Below are 17,420 nucleotides of genomic sequence, written 5' to 3'. Positions count from 1 at the left end.
GTGTGCGGCCCGATGGCGAGCGTCCCCTGACGGAGCGGGGCCGCCGCCGGACGGCCGCGGTGGTGCGGCGGCTGCTCGACCTGGAGCTGCACTGCGATCAGCTGCTGAGCAGTCCACTGGTGCGGGCCCTTCAGACGGCCCAGATCGCAAGGGAGGAGGGGCTCTGCGCTGCGCTGGCGATCGCCGCCGAACTCGCCCCCGGTGCCGACCCGATGCCTCTGATGGAGCAATGGCTGGCAGCGGATGGCCCGCTGGCCGGAGGTGGCCGCCTTGGACTGGTGGGCCATGAACCCGACCTCAGCGCCCTGGCCGCCCACCTCTGTGGCGCTCCCTGCGGAGCCCTGCGCCTGAAGAAGTCCGGAGTGGCCCTGCTCGAGTTGCCTGCCCCGGGCAGCCTGGCCCACCGCCCCCTGGCGGGCAGCGCCTGCCTGCGCCTGCTGCTCAGCCCCGCCTGTCTCATCTGAGGGCTGGTCAGCAGGGCTACGGCAGGGGGTGAAGCCTCGACCTAGCTTCGGATCTGAAGCAGGGACGATGCGGATGGTGATGGATGCAAACCGGGTCGCGGCCGAAGCGGCGCCCGTCTTCCGTCCCGGACTGGAGGGTGTGCCGGCGACCCAGTCGGCCATCTGTGACATCGATGGCCTCCGGGGCCTGCTCACCTACCGCGGCTATCCCCTCGAGGAACTGGCGGCCCACAGCACCTTTCTCGAAACCACCCATCTGCTGATCTGGGGAGAGCTGCCCACCGTCGAGCACCTGCGGGCGTTCGAGCAGAACGTGCAGATGCACCGGAGGGTGAGCTTCCGCATCCGGGACATGATGAAGTGCTTCCCGGCCGACGGGCACCCCATGGACGCGCTGCAGACGAGCGCGGCCTCCCTGGGACTGTTCTATTCCCGCCGGGCCCTGGATGATCCCGCCTACATCGAGGCGGCGGTGGTGCGCCTGATCGCCAAGATCCCCACGATGGTCGCCGCCTACCAGCTGATCCGCCTGGGTCAGGATCCGATCCAGCCCCGCGACGATCTGTCCTATTCGGCCAATTTCCTTTACATGCTGACCGAGCGGGAGCCTGATCCGCTGGCGGCCAGAATCTTCGATTCCTGCCTGATCCTGCACGCCGAGCACAGTCTCAACGCCAGCACCTTCAGTGCCCGGGTCACCGCCAGCACCCTCACCGACCCCTACGCCGTGGTGGCCTCGGCGGTGGGCACCCTGGCCGGCCCCCTCCACGGCGGTGCCAACGAAGACGTGCTGGCCATGCTCGAGCAGATTGGCAGCGAGGACCGGGTGGAAGCCTGGCTGGACCGGGCCATTGCCGAGAAGCAGAAGATCATGGGCTTCGGGCACCGTGAATACAAGGTCAAGGACCCCCGGGCCGTGATTCTCCAGGGCCTGGCCGAGCAGCTCTTCGATCGCTTCGGTCACGACGCCATGTACGACGTGGCCCGGCGGGTGGAGGAGGTGGCCGCCGATCGGCTTGGACCGAAGGGCATCTACCCCAACGTCGACTTCTATTCCGGCCTGGTGTACCGCAAGCTCGGCATCCCCCGGGATCTGTTCACCCCGATCTTCGCGATCGCCAGGGTGGCCGGCTGGCTGGCCCACTGGAAGGAGCAGCTCGGAGCCAACCGCATCTACCGGCCCACCCAGATCTATACCGGTCCGGGCCGCAGGAGTTGGTTGCCTCAGGATGCCCGCAATGCCCTGCCAGGCGTTTAAGTTGCCCTCACCTCAGCGCGCTGCGGAGTTGTCACGGTGTTGATCGACCCGGCACCAGTTCCCCTGACCACCGGCTGGCCCTCTCTGGCGGTGGTCGGTCCTGGTCTTGACCTTCAATCCAGTTTCACCAGCACCCTGGAAGGCTTCGGCCTGAGCCAGGGCGCGGCCCATCTGCTCTGGCTTCCCCTGCCGATGCTGCTGGTGCTGGTGGCCGCCGTCATCGGCGTTCTGGTCAACGTCTGGCTGGAACGCAAGATCTCCGCCGCCGTGCAGCAGCGGATCGGCCCTGAATACGCCGGTGCCCTCGGTGTGCTGCAGCCGATGGCCGACGGCCTCAAACTGCTGTTCAAGGAAGACGTCATCCCTCACCGCGCCGACGGGCTGCTCTTCACCCTCGGTCCGGTGCTGGTGCTGGTGCCGGTGATCCTCTCCTGGCTGGTGGTTCCCTTCGGCCAGAACCTGCTCATCAGCGATGTGGGCATCGGCGTGTTCCTCTGGATCGCCCTCAGCAGCATCCAGCCGATCGGTCTGCTGATGAGCGGTTACGCCAGCAACAACAAGTATTCGTTGCTGGGTGGGCTGAGAGCCGCCGCCCAGTCGATCAGCTACGAGATCCCTCTGGCTCTGGCGGTGCTGGCCGTCGTGATGATGAGCAATTCGCTCAGCACCGTTGACATCGTCAACCAGCAGAACGGTGCCGGCATCCTCAGCTGGAACATCTGGCGCCAGCCGGTGGGCTTCCTGATCTTCTGGATCTGCGCCCTGGCGGAGTGCGAGCGCCTCCCCTTCGACCTCCCCGAGGCGGAGGAGGAACTGGTGGCCGGCTACCAGACGGAATACGCCGGCATGAAGTTCGCCCTCTTCTATCTGGGCAGCTACATCAACCTGGTGCTCTCGGCCCTGCTGGTGGCCGTGCTCTATCTCGGCGGCTGGGGATTCCCCCTGCCTGTGGAATGGCTGGCCGGAGTCCTCGGCCAGCCGGTGGATGCCCCGCTGGTGCAGGTGATCACAGGCTCGGTCGGCATCGTCATGACGGTGCTGAAGGCCTATCTGCTGGTGTTCATCGCCATCCTGCTGCGGTGGACCCTTCCGCGCGTGCGCATCGACCAGCTCCTCGATCTGGGCTGGAAGTTTTTGCTGCCGATAGCCCTGGTCAATCTGCTGGTCACCGCTGGCCTCAAGCTCGCCTTCCCCGCCTTTTTCGGCGGCTGAGCCCCCCGCCGGTCATCATGGGTCCAACTTTCAGGTCCCTCCTGAGCCCCAGTCCCAGCTCCCCAGCTCCTGTCTTCCTTCCTCTCCGACTCTCCTGCCATGTTCGGATTCCTGCAAAAGGTCGGTGACTACACCAAGGACGCCGTAGGCGCAGCCAATTACATCACTCAGGGCCTGTCGGTCACGTTTGATCACCTGCGCCGACGGCCGATCACCGTTCAATACCCCTACGAGAAGCTGATTCCCTCGGAGCGCTATCGCGGCAGGATTCATTACGAGTTCGACAAGTGCATCTCCTGTGAAGTCTGTGTTCGCGTCTGCCCCATCAACCTGCCGGTTGTCGACTGGGTGATGAACAAGGAGACGAAAAAGAAGGAGCTCAAGAACTACTCCATTGATTTCGGAGTCTGTATCTTCTGCGGCAATTGTGTGGAGTATTGCCCTACCAACTGCCTCTCCATGACTGAGGAGTACGAGCTGGCGGCCTTTGATCGCCACAGCCTCAACTACGACAACGTGGCCCTGGGCCGCCTTCCCACCAGCGTCACCAGTGATCCTGCCGTGGTGCCCCTGCGCGAGCTGGCCTATCTGCCCAAGGGTGAAATGGATCCCCATGGCGTCGATCCCTCCAGGCCGAGGGCCGGACAGCTGCCCGAGCAGGTGCAGGCCGAGATGGCGGCCTCAGCCGCCAAGTCCGTGGAGAACGCCTGATGACGATCGCGTCCGTCACCCAGCTCATTTGCTTCACCGCCCTCTCCCTCACGCTGGTGCTGGGCTCCCTGGGAGTTGTGCTGTTGCCTAACATTGTCTATTCGGCCTTCCTGCTGGCTGGCGTGTTCCTCTCCGTGGCGGGTCTCTACCTGCTGCTCAATGCCAGTTTTGTTGCCGCGGCGCAGGTCCTGGTCTACGTGGGCGCCGTGAACGTGCTGATCCTGTTCGCGATCATGCTCGTGAACAAGAAAGAGGCCATGGCCGAGATCCCCGGTCTGCTTCTGCGCCGGGTGCTCTCCGGGGGTGTCTGCCTCGGTCTGTTCCTGTTGATCCTGCGGGTCGATCTCACCACCCCCTGGGCGGTTCCCGGGCCCACTCCCCTCGGGGATGACGCCACGGTGCTGATCGGAATCCATCTGTTCAGTGATTATCTGTTGCCCTTCGAACTGGCCTCGGTGCTGCTGCTGATGGCGATGATCGGAGCGATCGTGCTCGCTCGTCGCGATGTGTTCAGCAGTGATGTGATCACCGGTGAAGCAGCCGATCAGGGCCTGATCGAAAAGGAACGCACCCCCCTGCTGCTGGAGAGTCCCGCCGGCGAGACCACCCTGCTGGAGAAAGTCTGATCATGCCTCCCACATCCATCGACATTCCGCTCCAGGCCTACCTGGTGCTCGCCGCCATCCTCTTCTGTACAGGGGTCTGGGGCCTGATCAACAGCCGTAACGCGGTGCGGGTTCTGATGAGCATCGAGTTGATGCTCAATGCCGTCAACATCAACCTGATGGCCTTCTCCAGCTACATCGATGGTCAGCAGATCCGTGGCCAGGTCTTTGCCATTTTCGTGATCACCGTGGCTGCTGCCGAAGCGGCCGTGGGTCTGGCGATCCTGCTCTCCCTCTACCGCAACCGCGAGACCGTCGATATGGAGCGCTTCAATCTGTTGCGCTGGTGACCTTGCCCGCCTTCTCCCCTACGGTCCGCCGATGCGGGATTCGCGCCTGATTCCATGCAGCTCCAGCGGGTCTGGCTGATCGTTCGCTCCGGCAGCCAGGCGGCTCAGCGCCAGGCACGGCGTTGCTCCGAAGACCTGCGCTCCCAGGGGGTCCAGGTCACAGTCGCCAGCAGCGGAGCCAGCTCCAACCCGTTCCCGGGCCTGCTGGCCACCGAGCCTTGTCTGCCAGACCTCACCGTGGTGCTGGGCGGAGATGGCACCGTCCTGGGCGCGGCCCGTCACCTCGGTCCCCTGGATGTGCCGATCCTGAGCTTCAACGTGGGCGGTCACCTCGGATTCCTCACCCATGAGCGCAAATTGCTGGTGCTCAGCACCACCTCTTCGGAAGACAACCTCTGGCAACGGCTCCGCGATGACCGCTTCGCCCTCGAGCGCCGCATGATGCTGGAAGCCTTCGTCGATCGCGGCGATGGGGTTCCCGAAGGGGATGAGCCCGAGGATCCCAGCGCCGATGGGCCCGCCCGACTGCACCGTGCGCTCAACGATTTCTATTTCCGTCCCTTCCTCGATGAGCTCTCGCCCACTTGCGTGCTGGAGCTGGAGATCGACGGGGAGGTGGTGGATCAGTTCCGCGGCGATGGACTGATCATCGCCACTTCCACCGGCTCCACCGGTTACGCCATGGCGGCGGGAGGCCCGATCCTCCATCCAGGAATCGATGCCATCGTGGTCAACCCGATCTGCCCGATGAGCCTCTCCAGCCGGCCGGTGGTGGTGCCACCCCGCTCGCAGCTGGCGATCTGGCCCCTTGGGGAGCCGAGCCGGCGGGTGAAGCTCTGGAAGGACGGAGCCCACGCCACCATGCTGGAGCCTGGTGATCGCTGCGTGGTGCAGCGCTCCAGCCACTGCGCCCTGATGGTGGTGCTGCAGCAGAGCCCCTCCTACTACCGCACCCTCAGCCACAAGCTGCACTGGGCCGGCGACCTCACCGCCTCGGAACCCTCCGCCAACTGAACGCAGAACTCGGCGACGGGCCTGACGCCAGGATGGGCCGGACGGTGTGTGGGTCTGGATCGGTGGCTCTGGAGATCGAGCGCCGCTTCCTCGTGCGGGGAGCGGGGTGGAAGGAGCACATTCTCTGGCGGCAGCACCTCTGCCAGGGGTACCTGCAGGCTTCAGCCGATGGGGTCACCGTGCGGGTGCGCCTGGAGGACGAGCGTGACGAGGGGGCGAAGGCAGCCAGGGCCTGGTTGACTCTCAAGGCCACCGTCACCGCCGTCACCCGGGCCGAATTCGAGTATGAGATTCCCGTCGCCGATGCCCGGCAGCTGCTGGGCCTGGCCTCGGCCAGCCTCCATAAGGAGCGCTACGGGCTTGACCTGCCCGGCGGGGAGTGGGTGCTTGATGTGTTCGAGGGGGAGAACTCGCCTCTGGTGGTGGCTGAAGTGGAGCTGGAGCGGGAGGAGCAGGCGCTGGTGCTGCCACCGTGGTGCCATCGGGAGATCACCGGACTTGGGGAGCTCAGTAATGCGGCCCTGGCCCGACGTCCCTGGAGCTGCTGGCCCGAGGCGGACCGGCAGAGTCTGTTGGCGGATGGCCTTTGTAACGACAGCGACATCAGCTAGGATTTCATTAAGGATTTCTCCTTAATCTCTCCTCCCCGCCCCGTTCCGTCCGTGATCGGCCTCTACGACCACCAAGGCGTGCTCCGCTTCGCCGGCCGCGACACCGACGATTGCCTCGACTACGCCGATCTGTTCGGGCTTCGACCCGACGGCTACAGCCTGCAGTCCCTCACCGCCACGGTCGAGGTACCGTACCTGCCGAGGACGGTTTCGGCCGGCATGTCCCAAAGCGTCTGATCGAAGCTGGAACCCTGCCCTGAAGGGGCCTGATCAGGCTCATGGCCGGAGTCCGAATCAGCCTTCAGCGCTGGGTAAATGGCAGCAGTTGAAGCCATCCCGGCAGATCTTGCCGTTATCCATCGCCCAGTTCAACAGGGCCACGCGGTTCTTGGCGCCGGTCTTGGTGAAGATATTGCTGACGTGGTTGTCGACCGTTCGCTTGCTGATCATCAGCTCAAGGGCGATTTCCTGATTGGTCAGGCCCGTCGCGACCCGCTCGATGATTTCCAGCTCGCGTTCCGAAAGATTGGAGCGCAGCTGGATGTGATTGTCTCGATCGGACATCCAGACTCCACCCCTCCAAGGTTCCACTGTAAGCAGCGGCCGCTGACGCATGATGGGCCCTGAGCGATCCCCTGTCCCTTGCTTCTGCGCCAGGCCCTGGAGACCGGACAGTTCGCCATCACGGCTGAGGTGACCCCGCCGCGGGGGGGAGATCCCACTCGCACCCTCACAGTGGCCGCCAAGCTCCGTGGGCTGGTCCATGCCGTCAATGTCACGGACGGCAGCAGGGCCGTGATGCGCATGAGCAGTCTTGCCCTCTGCCGCCTGCTCCTCGAGGCCGGGATCGAGCCCGTGCTGCAGCTGGCCTGTCGCGACCGCAACCGGATTGCTCTCCAGGCCGATCTGCTCGGTGCCCACGCCCTCGGCATCCGCAATGTGCTTTGCCTCACCGGGGACCCGGTGGGCGCCGGGGATCAGCCGGGTGCCCGGGCCGTCAATGAGCTGGAGTCGGTGCGCCTGCTGCAGTTGCTGGGCCGCCTCAATGCTGGCCTCGATCCAGTGGAGGGCGTGCTGCCGGATGGGCCCACGGCTCTGTTCCCAGGGGCCGCGGCCGACCCCCAGTCGACCAGCTGGAGCGGACTGCGGGCGCGGGTGGCGCGCAAGCAGGAGGCCGGTGCACGCTTCCTGCAGACCCAGATGGTGATGAGCACAGAAGCGCTGCGCCGCTTCTGTGGCGAGATCAGCGAACCCCTGGGACTGCCAGTGCTGGCGGGGGTGTTTCTGCTCAAGTCGGCACGGAACGCGGCCTTCATCAATCGCGTGGTGCCGGGAGCCTCGATTCCCCAGCCGATCATCGACAGGCTGGCGGCGTCAGCGGATCCGGCGGCCGAAGGCGTGGCGATCGCCGCCGAACAGGTGCGTGCGTACCGGGCCATTGCCCAGGGGGTTCATCTGATGGCGGTGAAGGCGGAGGAGCGCATCCCCTGGATCCTGGCCGAGGCTGGCGTCTCGCCGCCAGGAGGGGCGGTGCTGACGGAGGTCAGTTCTCACCCGCACTGAGGGCGAGATCCGTGCCGAGCAGATCAGCCATCGCCTTCTGCTGGGGCGAGGGTTGCACCACATCCTGGCGGCGCACATCGGTGATCAGCCAGTCGAGGGAGGCTTCCTGCAGGTCGAAGTGGTCGCCGTTGCGATCGACGCAGTAGCGGCCGAACACCAGTTTCTCCACCAGGCGCACGCCGGCCCCGATGCGGGAGTAATCGAAGATGATCGAGTTGTCGATCGTGGCGCCTTCACAGATGTGGCAGCTCGGTCCGATCATGGCCGGCCCCACGATCGTCACGCCGGGATCGATCCGGGTCATGCCACCCACGTAGATGGGGCCGGTGACGTTGATCTTGTCCCAGTCGGCGGCCACGTTCAGACCTGTGAAAATCCCCGGGCGCACTTCCCGGCCAGGCACCTGCACCTGACGGACCTTGCCCTCGAGCACGCTGCGGATCGCCTGCCAGTAGTCGGGAACCTTGCCGATGTCCACCCATTCGAAATCCATCGGCAGGGCGTAGAAGGGCGCCCCGGCGGCGACCAGCCTGGGGAAGAGATCGGCGCCGATGTCGAAGGGAATGCCGGCGGGGATGTGATCCAGAACCTCCGGCTCGAAGATGTAGATGCCGGTGTTGATCATGTCGCTGGCGGCCTCGGCCACCGAGGGCTTCTCCTGGAAGCTCAGCACCCGGCTGTCCTGGTCGGTGACCACCACGCCGTAGCTGCTCACCTGATCCTTGGGCACCCGCTTGGTGACCAGGGAAGCCATGGCCCCTTTCTCCTTGTGAAGGCGCACGGCCTCGGTGAGGTCGAGGTCGATCAGCGCATCGCCGCAGAGCACCACGAAGGTGTCGTCGAAGAAGGGTTGAAAGGTCTGGATCTTCTTGAGGCCCCCGGCGGAACCGAGGGCGGCACCGATCAGTTCTCCGTCTTCGATGCGCCCTTCGAAGCTGTAGGCGATCTCCACGCCGAAGCGTTGGCCATCTCTGAAGTAGTTCTCGATTTCCGCGGCCAGGTGTGAAACATTGACCATGACTTCGGTGAACCCATGCTGACGGAGCAGCTCCAGCAGAAACTCCATCACGGGTTTCTGCAGAATCGGGATCATCGGCTTGGGAATCGTGTGGGTGATGGGCTGCACCCGAGTTCCCTTGCCGGCCGCGAGAATCATGGCCTTCATGGGCACCTGTCCCCTTCTGATGTGATTCAAGGCAGCCTAGTGAAGACCCTCAGGCGGCCTGCGCCTCCCGAGCCGGAGAGGGAGCTGGCACCAGTCCGTGTGGAAGCACTGACGGTCCAGCGCCCATGCCTTCCCAGCAACCCCTGAGGAACAGGGGGCCGAAGAGGCCTCCCTCCTGCTGCAGGTCGACTCTGCCCTGGGAGCAGAGGAAGAGCAGAGCCCAGAACACCCCGACACGGTCCTGGTCCAGATCCGCCGGGGCGGCCTCGGCCCAGGCTTCCACGAGCACCTCGAAGTTCACCCAGTCGCTGGCGGCCTGCCACTCCAGCAGGAAGTGGCTGAGAGCGGCGGTGGTTTCCGGCAGTTTTTCACGATGGGCCAGAGCCGCCACCTGCTCGATCGCCGCCCGCTCGCTGTAGCGAGGTCCGCGCTGCCGGGATCGTCCGCTCACGTCCCCCTGCTTCAGCCGCTCGGCGATGTCCTCCAGCTGGCGGATCAGTTCCCCCAGGGTGACGGGACGCTGCAGCGGCGGTGGTGCCACGGCCCGCCGCAACAGGTGACGCTCCGGACGGCGTGGCAGCTGAAAGGAGAGCAGCTCGAAGGATCCAGCGTCCTCCTCGTCGAAGGCGAAGGCGTCCTGCTCCAGTTCCGGTTCCGGCGGCAGGGTCTGCTGCTCGAGGATCTCGGCCTTGAGGCTCACGAGCACGGAGGCGGCCAGAAACGCCTCACTGGTGGCGGCAAGATCACTCTCGAAACTGCCTCCCTCACCGGGTCCGCTCACCAGCCGGGGGGCGCCGATCCTCTGGCGAAGCTGGTCGAGGAAGCCGTCGACCACGGCAATGACATCCACGTCCCAGGGGTCGATCTCGCCACGTTCGGCGGCATCCTGAAGCAGGCGAATCGCCAGCCTGGCGCCTGCATCAGCCAAGAACGAACCTTCCACATCTGCCGGAAACGTACCCCGTCTGGGACCCGACGGCCAGCGGGGTGCTCTCGATCAGGCTTCCTCGGGCTGGGGTTCAGGGCTCGGGGCCGAACTCTGGCCGGCGGCCGGCAGCAGACTCAACTGGGCATCCACCGTCGCCCGGTAGCGCTGCACGTCGGCTTCGAGCTCCTGGATCCGCACCTGCTGGGCCTCCAGTTCGCTCTGCTCCTGCAGTTGCTCCACCTTCTTGACGACTCCCGTCCAGACGGCGAACACCCAGGCGGCGGTGGCACCGATGCCTCCCACCACCAGCATCATCGCGGCCAGGGGAAGCGTCGCGCTCACCCCGGGAAGGAAGTGCACCGTGGTGGCGGTGGTGTTCTCCAGGGTGAACATCACCGTGGCCAGGCCAAAGCTGAAGATCAGCAGGAAGTTCAGCTGACGCATGGTTCGAGACGCTTGGGGCGAGGCGAATGGTTGAGGACTGGAGCGCTGATGGCCCGGGCGGGCCCAACTCGCTGGGAGCGTAGGCATCCCCCCTGGACAGGGGGATGGGCGGGCAGCATCCGCAGGGTTTCGTAACTCCCTTGGACTCCTCGCTCAGGGCAGCAGAGGAGCGGTCAGCAGGGGCTGATGGGGCTCCACGCCAGCACGGAGCAGAGCCAGGGGAGGGTTCTGACGAATCAGGCCCTGGCGTCCGGCCGGAATCATCCGGGCCATGGCGGCCTCCTCGCGTTGCACCAGGGCCTCGATCGAAGCGCGGTAGGTGTCGGTCATCAGGCGCGGATAGAGGCCGATGCCGATGATCGGCACCAGCAGGCAGGAGATCACGTAGATCTCGCGTGGTTCCGCATCCACCAGCTTGGTGTGGGACACCAGCTCGGTGTTCTCCTTGCCGAAGAAGATCTCCCGCAGCATCGAGAGCAGGTAGATCGGTGTGAGGATCACCCCCACCGCTGCCAGGGCGGCCATCACGATGCGGAAGCTGAGGGAGTAGGCCTCGCTGGTGACGAAGCCCACGAACACCATCAGCTCCGACACGAAGCCGCTCATGCCGGGCAGGGCGAGGGAGGCCAGGGAGCAGACGGTCCAGAGGGCGAACATCTTGCGCATCTTCTGGCCGACGCCGCCCATTTCATCGAGCTGGAGGGTGTGGGTGCGGTCGTAGGTGGCGCCCACCAGGAAGAAGAGGCTGGCCCCGATCAGGCCGTGGCTGACCATCTGCAGCATGGCGCCGCTGGTGCCGAGGGCACTGAAGCTGCCGATGCCGATCAGCACGAAGCCCATGTGGCTGATCGAGCTGTAGGCGATCTTGCGTTTGAGGTTGCGCTGGGCGAAGGAGGTGAGCGCCGCATAGATGATGTTCACCACCCCGAGCACCACCAGCAGGGGCGCGAACTGGGCGTGGGCATCGGGCAGCAGCTGCACGTTGAAGCGCAGCAGCGCGTAGCCGCCCATCTTGAGCAGGATGCCGGCCAGCAGCATGTGCACCGGCGCCGTGGCTTCCCCGTGGGCATCGGGCAGCCAGGTGTGCAGGGGCACGATCGGCAGTTTCACCCCGAAGGCGATCAGCAGGCCCGCGTAGGCCAGGACCTGGAAGCGTGTGCCGAACTCCTTCGCCGCCAGGGCGGTGTACTCGAAGGTGGGGGTGCCGCCGCCATGGAAGCCCATCGCCAGGGCTGCCAGCAGGATGAAGACCGATCCGCCGGCTGTGTAGAGGATGAACTTGGTGGCGGCGTACTGCCGTTTCTTCGCCCCCCAGATCGCCAGCAGCAGGTAGACGGGCAGCAGTTCCAGTTCCCACGACAGGAAGAACAGGAGCATGTCCTGCACGGCGAACACGGCGATCTGACCGCCGTCCATGGCCAGGATCAGCACGTAGAAGAGCCTGGGCTTGAAGGTGACGGGCCAGGCCGCCAGCACCGCCAGGGCCGTGATGAAGCTGGTGAGCAGGATCAGGGGCATCGAGAGCCCGTCGGCTCCCACCGACCAGGCCAGTCCCAGATCGGGAACCCAATCCACCCGTTCAATCAGCTGCAGTCCGGCCACGGAGGGGTCGTAGCCGTTGATGTAAGCGCCGGCGGTGACCAGGAAGGTGACCAGGGCAACGCCGAGGGCATACCAGCGGATCGTCTTGCCGTCACCTGGATCCGGGATGAAGGGGATCAGCAGGCCCGCGGCGATCGGGAACAGGATCGAAACGCTCAGCCATGGGAAGACGGTGGCGGGTGCGTCGCTCAAGGCACCAAGGGCGCCCGTGGCAACGGCAGGATCGAGCGGCACGAGGGCAGGGATCAGGTCTGGGCGGAGTGTAGAAATACCTGCCGCTCAGGCCGCCTCCAGATAAGGGATGACACACACAGTGCCCCGGCTCAGAAGCTGCTGAACAGCACCACCAGGGCGATCACACCACCGAACACGATCAGGGCATAGAACTGGGCCCGGCCGGTTTCGAAGTACTTGAGGCCTTCTCCGCTGCCGAGGGTCAGCAGGCCGGTGAGGTTGACCACCCCATCGACCACCTTGGCGTCCACTTCAAGCACCTGACGCGCCAGCTTGCGGCTGCCCCGCACGAACAGCCTGTCGTTGAGATCGTCGAGGTACCACTTGTTGGCCAGGAAGGCGTTGAGGCTTGGGAACCGGGCGGCCACCAGGGTGGCCAGATCCAGCTTGTGCAGCGAGTAGGCCAGGACCGCGATCGTGATTCCGGTGATCGAGATGGCCACCGAGGCACCCGCCAGGGGGAGGAATTCAGCCCAGGAGAAGTGCTCCGCCATCTCGGCGGCTTCCCGGGGATCGAGCAGGCCGGCGAAGCGGCTGTGCCAGGGGGTGCCCAGAAGGCCGATCAGTGCCGACGGCACCGCCAGAACCGCGAGGGGCAGGGCCATCTGCCAGCCGGATTCATGGGGATGGCTGGCGTGGTGGCCATAGCCGGCACCCTCGCCCTCCGCCCCAGGCGGGAGCTTGCCGGCATCCCTGAGCAGCTGGGCCTGAACGGCCTGGTCATTGCCGCGGAACTCGCCCTCGAAGGTGAGGAAGTAGAGCCGGAACATGTAGAAGGCGGTCATGCCGGCGGTGAGAAAGCCCACCACCCAGAGAATCGGATAAGTGTTGAACGCCTGCCCGAGAATTTCGTCCTTGCTCCAGAAGCCCGCCAGGGGAGGGATGCCGCTGATGGCCACACAGCCGATCAGGAAGGTGATGGCCGTCACGGGCATGAACTGACGCAGGCCGCCCATCAGGCGCATGTCCTGGGCCAGCACCGGCTCATGACCGACCACCTCCTCCATGGCATGGATCACCGAACCGGAGCCCAGGAACAGCATCGCCTTGAAGAAGGCGTGGGTGACCAGGTGGAACATGCCGGCGACCGGGGCGCCGCAGCCCATGGCCAGCATCATGTAACCCAGCTGGCTCACGGTGCTGTAAGCGAGGCCCTTCTTCAGGTCCATCTGGGTGAGGGCGATCGAAGCCCCCAGGAAGCAGGTGATCGTGCCGACCACGGCGATCACCAGCTGCACCTGGGGAAAGGGGGCATACACGGGCTGCAGCCGGGCCACAAGAAAGACCCCGGCCGCCACCATCGTGGCGGCATGGATCAGAGCGGAGATGGGGGTGGGACCCTCCATGGCGTCGGGCAGCCACACATGCAGGGGGAACTGGGCCGATTTGGCCATGGGTCCCAAGAACACCAGCAGGCAGAGCAGCACAGCCGCACCGTTGGAAAGGCTGCCGCCCGCCACGGCGTCCGCCAGGCGGGAGCCGATCTCCTCGAAGCCGAAGGCGCCCGTGGCCCAGAACAGCCCGAGGATGCCCAGCAGCAGGCCGAAGTCGCCGACCCGGTTCACCACGAAGGCCTTCTGGGCGGCGTTGGCGGCACCGTCCCGGTCGTACCAGAAGCCGACCAGCAGGTAGGAGCACATCCCCACCAGCTCCCAGAACACGTAGATCTCGAGCAGGTTCGGGCTGATGACCAGGCCCAGCATCGAACTGCTGAAGAGGGCCAGGTAGGTGAAAAAGCGCACATAACCCTTGTCGTGGGCCATGTAGCCATCGGAATAGACCATCACCAGCAGGGCGATGGTGGTGACCAGGGCGAGCATCACGGCCCCGAGGGCATCCACCCGGAAACCCATCTGCAGATTGAAGCTGCCCGCGCTGGCCCAGTCGAAGAGAACCTCGGTGGCTGGAGCTCCCGCCAGCTGCTCGGCCAGCACGGCGAAGCTGAGCACCGCGGCCGCCCCGACACAGCTCAGCAGCAGCAGGGCCACCGGCTTGCGCAGTCGGTTGACGGTTCGATTGAAGCTGATCAGGCCGAGGCCGGTGATGGCCGCCCCAGCAAGGGGCAGAACGGGGATCAACCAGGCAAGTTCGGCAGCCGACGTCATCCAGCTCAGGGTGCGGGCCAACGGAGTGTAAGCAGCCTGCCCAGGTGGTTCGGGCTGTGTGTTGGACCGCGATCAGGGCCTCCGGCCTGGAGTCACGGGCACGTTCAGCCCAGCAGCCGACCCAGCGGTCCCCCCAGAAAGGCCCCTGCCGCCAGGCCGAGGAAACGATGACTCCACCAGAACAGACCGATGGCGATGGCGATCCCCAGCTGGGCCGGCCGCAGGAATTCCCCCCAGACCAGCTGCTGGCGGCCGTCGAGCACGGCGAGGAAGGGAATCACCGACGTGCTGGCTCGCAGGTCCTCGAACGCCTCGCCGAAGCGGGCCCGCAACCGCCGGTCGCCATGCCAGACCGCGAACAGATGGTGGCCGATCAGGCCCGCGCAGGTGACCAGCATGAAACTGCTGCCGATCCAGAGGAGGTGGGTGGCGCACCAGAGCACCTGACCCACCGCCTGGGGATGGCGGCTGATGCGGATGATCCCGCTGGCGTAGAGACGGACCCGGGGCTTGAGCAGCGCCGGGATCTCCAGCAGGTTGTACGTGGCCGGATAGAGAAAGAAGAAGCTGATGGCCGTACCCACCCAGACCAGGGGGATCAGCCCGGGGGTTCCCTGGAGGTTCCAGAGCCGAACGCCCTCGTAGCGGTGGGCGATGAAATACCCCACCACCACCACGGCCGCCGGGATGCTCACGGCGGCGAACAGCAGACGCCACAACCGGGCCCCGACGCGCTGTTCCGCCTGGACCCGCAGAGCCGCCCCCCCGCTGTGCAGCAGGGCGAACCCCAGCAGCAGGGCGATCATCACCAGGCTGGAGCGGTGCTCCGGTGGCACGGCACCCAGGCTGTCGGTGAGCTGGGCGAAGCAGGGCGGAGACAGGGCCACGAAGCCGCAGCGGAAGCGGTGATTCTGGCGGAGGTGTCATTCCATCCCGGCCTGGGATCACGGGGCCCGGGGTTCTGGAGTTTCCCCTTTAGAGTTTCTTCTTCCAGCCGGAGCCAGGCCCAGGGCCCATCCCATGGCTGATCTGCCTTTCACCCTCGATCAGCTGCGCATCCTGCGCGCCATCGCCAGCGAGGGCAGCTTCAAGAAAGCTGCCGACAGCCTCTACGTCACCCAGCCGGCGGTGAGCCTGCAGATCCAGAACCTGGAGAAGCAGCTGGATGTGCTGCTGTTCGACCGGGGCGGGCGCAAGGCGCAGCTCACGGAGGCCGGTCACCTGCTGCTCAGCTATTGCGACCGGATCCTGAGCCAGTGTCAGGAGGCCTGCAGGGCCCTCGATGATCTCCACAACCTGCGCGGTGGCTCCCTGATCGTGGGCGCCAGCCAGACCACCGGCACGTATCTGATGCCCCGCATGATCGGGCTGTTCCGCCAGAAATACCCGGATGTCTCGGTGCAGCTCCAGGTGCACAGCACGCGCCGCACCAGCTGGAGCGTGGCCAACGGTCAGATCGATCTGGCGATCATCGGCGGGGAGCTGCCCACTGAACTGGCCGATCTCCTCCAGGTGGTTCCCTACGCCAACGATGAACTGGCCTTGGTGCTGCCGGTGAAGCACCCCCTGGCGCGTCTGCCCGAGCTGCACAAGGACGACCTCTACCGCCTCGGCTTCGTCTGCCTCGACGCCCAGTCGACCACCCGCAAGATGGTGGACCATCTGTTGGCCCGCTCCGGTTTGGAGGTGCAGCGCCTCAAGATCGAAATGGAGCTCAATTCTTTCGAAGCGATCAAGAACGCCGTGCAGTCGGGCCTCGGTGCCGCCTTCCTGCCGGTGGTCTCGATCGAGCGCGAACTCGCCACGGGCAGCCTGCACCGCCCGATCGTCGCCGACCTGCTCGTGCGCCGTCAGCTCAAGCTGATCACCCATCCGGCCCGCTACTGCTCGAGGGCTTCCGAGGCCTTCCGACGCGAGGTGCTGCCGGTGTTCGCCAGTGCTGACAGTCCTCTGCGTCAGCCCGCGATGCGGCCGGCGGCCACCCCTGTGGAGGTCGTGGCCCAGACGGCCTCGGCCTCCTGATTCCGGGGGCTGATCAGAACTGGTCGGCTTCGGGGGTGAGGCCGGTGGCGTCGTCGGCTGCGCCGGCAATGCCCCGGGTCTGGAACTTGTTGCCGCTGATGTCGGTCTGGTAGACGCAGCGCACGATGGGCTTGTCTCGGATCGAGCCGATGTAGGCAAAGGTGTTCATGCGCTGCTTGCACTGGCGCATCTGCTCGGAGGTGACCGCGCCCTCCTTCTGGAGCACGCTCCAGTTCTCCCGACGGATCACGCAGCCCGGCTGCAGGGTGGGCTGGGTCACGAAGCTGCTGCTCGGGTTCATGGTGGTGTAGAGCTCCACATCCATCACGAAGGCACTGGCCCCCCACTGCTTGCAGAATTCGGGATCGGGCACCGCCAGATCCAGTTGCTGGCTGCTGGCGATGTTGCCCTGGTTGCCAGGTGTATTGCTCGAGAGGGCCGTGCCGATGCCGATGCCGAGCACCAGCACACCCGCCAGTACGGCGATGGTGCCGACATTGAGCTGAATCGGACTGCCTCCGCCCCCTCCACCACCGGCTCCGCCATTGCCTCCGTTGCCGCCGCCGCCACCGCCGCGCTCGGCCGTCGTCCGCCGGGAGCGGGGCGCTCGTTCGTAGGCCTCGTAGGGATCGCGTCCCTCAGCAGCCGGCCTGGCACGGGTCTCGCCGCCACGGCCATAGCCCCCCCGGCCGAGGTCGCCACGGTCGTAACGGGAGCGGGTCAAGAGGCCTCCGGTGTGCGGGGCAGGCCCATGGAGTAGTTCAGGACACGGGCTTCCGAGTTGTAGCGCAGCTCACCGGCCTGGAGCAGCTGTCGAATGAAGCCCTCGAGATCCGAGCCGATCCGGCGCAGGTTGTACTCGCTCAGGTCGTGGCCGGCGCTGGCTGCCACCAGTTCGCGGAACCGCTGCTGGACCTTGGCGAGAACGGGTGCATCCCAGAGGAATTCGTTGTCGGGATCGAGATCCAGGGTCAGCTGGCTGGGATCAGCGATCAGCTGGCCGTCTTCCACCCGGGCGGTGAACACCCGCACGTGGCGGGTGGTGGACTTGAGCAGGCTGGCATCGACCATGGCTGGGGGTCGTGGGCAGGCAGGACGCCTCACGGATGTCGACTTTAGGAACCCCCGTGGC

General features: G+C 65.7%; 20 protein-coding genes. 11 read left to right on the top strand and 9 right to left on the bottom strand.

The window, feature by feature from the left end; translation table 11 throughout:
- The 9 genes from VB734_RS00875 to VB734_RS00835 form a co-directional block, all read left to right on the top strand.
- Positions 1-464: SixA phosphatase family protein (locus VB734_RS00875; RefSeq protein WP_323242861.1), on the top strand; the 464-nt coding region annotated here is incomplete at its 5' end.
- 67 nt (positions 465-531) lie between these two features.
- Positions 532-1,722, top strand: a complete 1,191-nt coding sequence (locus VB734_RS00870; protein WP_197166187.1) for a citrate synthase — start codon at positions 532-534, stop codon at positions 1,720-1,722.
- A gap of 90 nt (positions 1,723-1,812) precedes the next feature.
- A complete protein-coding gene (nuoH, locus tag VB734_RS00865) occupies positions 1,813-2,934 on the top strand; it encodes an NADH-quinone oxidoreductase subunit NuoH (protein ID WP_197167154.1) in 1,122 nt (373 codons plus the stop codon).
- A gap of 99 nt (positions 2,935-3,033) precedes the next feature.
- Entirely contained in the window at positions 3,034-3,645 is a 612-nt protein-coding gene (ndhI, locus tag VB734_RS00860) for an NAD(P)H-quinone oxidoreductase subunit I (RefSeq protein WP_197166185.1), read from the top strand.
- On the top strand, positions 3,645-4,271 hold the full coding sequence (locus VB734_RS00855) for an NADH-quinone oxidoreductase subunit J (RefSeq protein WP_197166183.1): 627 nt from the start codon (positions 3,645-3,647) through the stop codon (positions 4,269-4,271). Before ndhI ends, VB734_RS00855 begins: the two co-directional genes overlap by 1 nt.
- A gap of 2 nt (positions 4,272-4,273) precedes the next feature.
- Positions 4,274-4,600: an NADH-quinone oxidoreductase subunit NuoK gene (gene nuoK / locus VB734_RS00850; protein WP_197166181.1), complete on the top strand. Its 327-nt coding sequence runs from the start codon at positions 4,274-4,276 to the stop codon at positions 4,598-4,600.
- Positions 4,601-4,654: 54 nt separating this feature from the next.
- Positions 4,655-5,614, top strand: coding sequence for an NAD(+) kinase (locus tag VB734_RS00845; RefSeq protein ID WP_197166179.1), 960 nt, complete (start codon positions 4,655-4,657; stop codon positions 5,612-5,614).
- A 62-nt stretch (positions 5,615-5,676) separates the two neighbouring features.
- Positions 5,677-6,225 (top strand): CYTH domain-containing protein, encoded by a 549-nt coding sequence (locus VB734_RS00840; RefSeq protein ID WP_197166177.1) that lies wholly within the window; start codon positions 5,677-5,679, stop codon positions 6,223-6,225.
- 51 nt (positions 6,226-6,276) lie between these two features.
- Positions 6,277-6,462 carry a hypothetical protein gene (locus VB734_RS00835; protein WP_197166175.1) on the top strand — a complete coding sequence of 62 codons (186 nt, stop codon included), beginning with the start codon at positions 6,277-6,279 and terminating at the stop codon, positions 6,460-6,462.
- 57 nt (positions 6,463-6,519) lie between these two features.
- Here VB734_RS00835 and VB734_RS00830 read toward each other — a convergent pair whose 3' ends face one another.
- Positions 6,520-6,789 carry a helix-turn-helix domain-containing protein gene (locus VB734_RS00830; RefSeq protein WP_197166173.1) on the bottom strand — a complete coding sequence of 90 codons (270 nt, stop codon included), beginning with the start codon at positions 6,787-6,789 and terminating at the stop codon, positions 6,520-6,522.
- A gap of 78 nt (positions 6,790-6,867) precedes the next feature.
- Here VB734_RS00830 and VB734_RS00825 point away from each other — a divergent pair, with 78 nt between their 5' ends.
- Positions 6,868-7,788 carry a methylenetetrahydrofolate reductase gene (locus tag VB734_RS00825; RefSeq protein WP_197166171.1) on the top strand — a complete coding sequence of 307 codons (921 nt, stop codon included), beginning with the start codon at positions 6,868-6,870 and terminating at the stop codon, positions 7,786-7,788.
- Here the strand turns inward: VB734_RS00825 and VB734_RS00820 are convergent.
- The 6 genes from VB734_RS00820 to VB734_RS00795 form a co-directional block, all read right to left on the bottom strand.
- Positions 7,769-8,953, bottom strand: a complete 1,185-nt coding sequence (locus tag VB734_RS00820; RefSeq protein WP_197166169.1) for a nucleotidyltransferase family protein — start codon at positions 8,951-8,953, stop codon at positions 7,769-7,771. The genes VB734_RS00825 and VB734_RS00820 overlap by 20 nt on opposite strands.
- Before the next feature lie 49 nt (positions 8,954-9,002).
- Positions 9,003-9,881 carry a segregation/condensation protein A gene (locus tag VB734_RS00815; protein WP_197166167.1) on the bottom strand — a complete coding sequence of 293 codons (879 nt, stop codon included), beginning with the start codon at positions 9,879-9,881 and terminating at the stop codon, positions 9,003-9,005.
- Between the two features lie 69 nt (positions 9,882-9,950).
- A complete protein-coding gene (locus tag VB734_RS00810) occupies positions 9,951-10,325 on the bottom strand; it encodes a LapA family protein (protein ID WP_197166158.1) in 375 nt (124 codons plus the stop codon).
- Positions 10,326-10,478: 153 nt separating this feature from the next.
- Positions 10,479-12,161 (bottom strand): NAD(P)H-quinone oxidoreductase subunit 4, encoded by a 1,683-nt coding sequence (locus tag VB734_RS00805; protein ID WP_416223681.1) that lies wholly within the window; start codon positions 12,159-12,161, stop codon positions 10,479-10,481.
- Between the two features lie 89 nt (positions 12,162-12,250).
- Positions 12,251-14,266 carry an NAD(P)H-quinone oxidoreductase subunit 5 gene (locus VB734_RS00800; RefSeq protein ID WP_322781979.1) on the bottom strand — a complete coding sequence of 672 codons (2,016 nt, stop codon included), beginning with the start codon at positions 14,264-14,266 and terminating at the stop codon, positions 12,251-12,253.
- 104 nt (positions 14,267-14,370) lie between these two features.
- Positions 14,371-15,072, bottom strand: a complete 702-nt coding sequence (locus VB734_RS00795; RefSeq protein WP_322782701.1) for an NnrU family protein — start codon at positions 15,070-15,072, stop codon at positions 14,371-14,373.
- A 214-nt stretch (positions 15,073-15,286) separates the two neighbouring features.
- On the opposite strand from VB734_RS00795, the gene VB734_RS00790 reads away from it, so the two are divergent.
- Positions 15,287-16,288: a LysR family transcriptional regulator gene (locus tag VB734_RS00790; protein WP_322781978.1), complete on the top strand. Its 1,002-nt coding sequence runs from the start codon at positions 15,287-15,289 to the stop codon at positions 16,286-16,288.
- Positions 16,289-16,301: 13 nt separating this feature from the next.
- Here the strand turns inward: VB734_RS00790 and VB734_RS00785 are convergent, their stop codons facing one another.
- Together VB734_RS00785 and VB734_RS00780 are read right to left on the bottom strand one after the other, a co-directional pair.
- The gene (locus tag VB734_RS00785; protein ID WP_197166154.1) at positions 16,302-17,012 is read right to left on the bottom strand and encodes a DUF3172 domain-containing protein; all 711 of its coding nucleotides are present in this window, start codon (positions 17,010-17,012) and stop codon (positions 16,302-16,304) included.
- Positions 17,009-17,359 carry an NAD(P)H-quinone oxidoreductase subunit M gene (locus VB734_RS00780; RefSeq protein ID WP_322781977.1) on the bottom strand — a complete coding sequence of 117 codons (351 nt, stop codon included), beginning with the start codon at positions 17,357-17,359 and terminating at the stop codon, positions 17,009-17,011. The genes VB734_RS00785 and VB734_RS00780 overlap by 4 nt, the downstream gene beginning before the upstream one ends.
- Positions 17,360-17,420 lie beyond the last annotated feature (61 nt).

The sequence above is a fragment of the Synechococcus sp. BA-124 BA4 genome, assembly GCF_034931165.1.
This window is presented reverse-complemented; position numbering and strand designations above follow the sequence as displayed.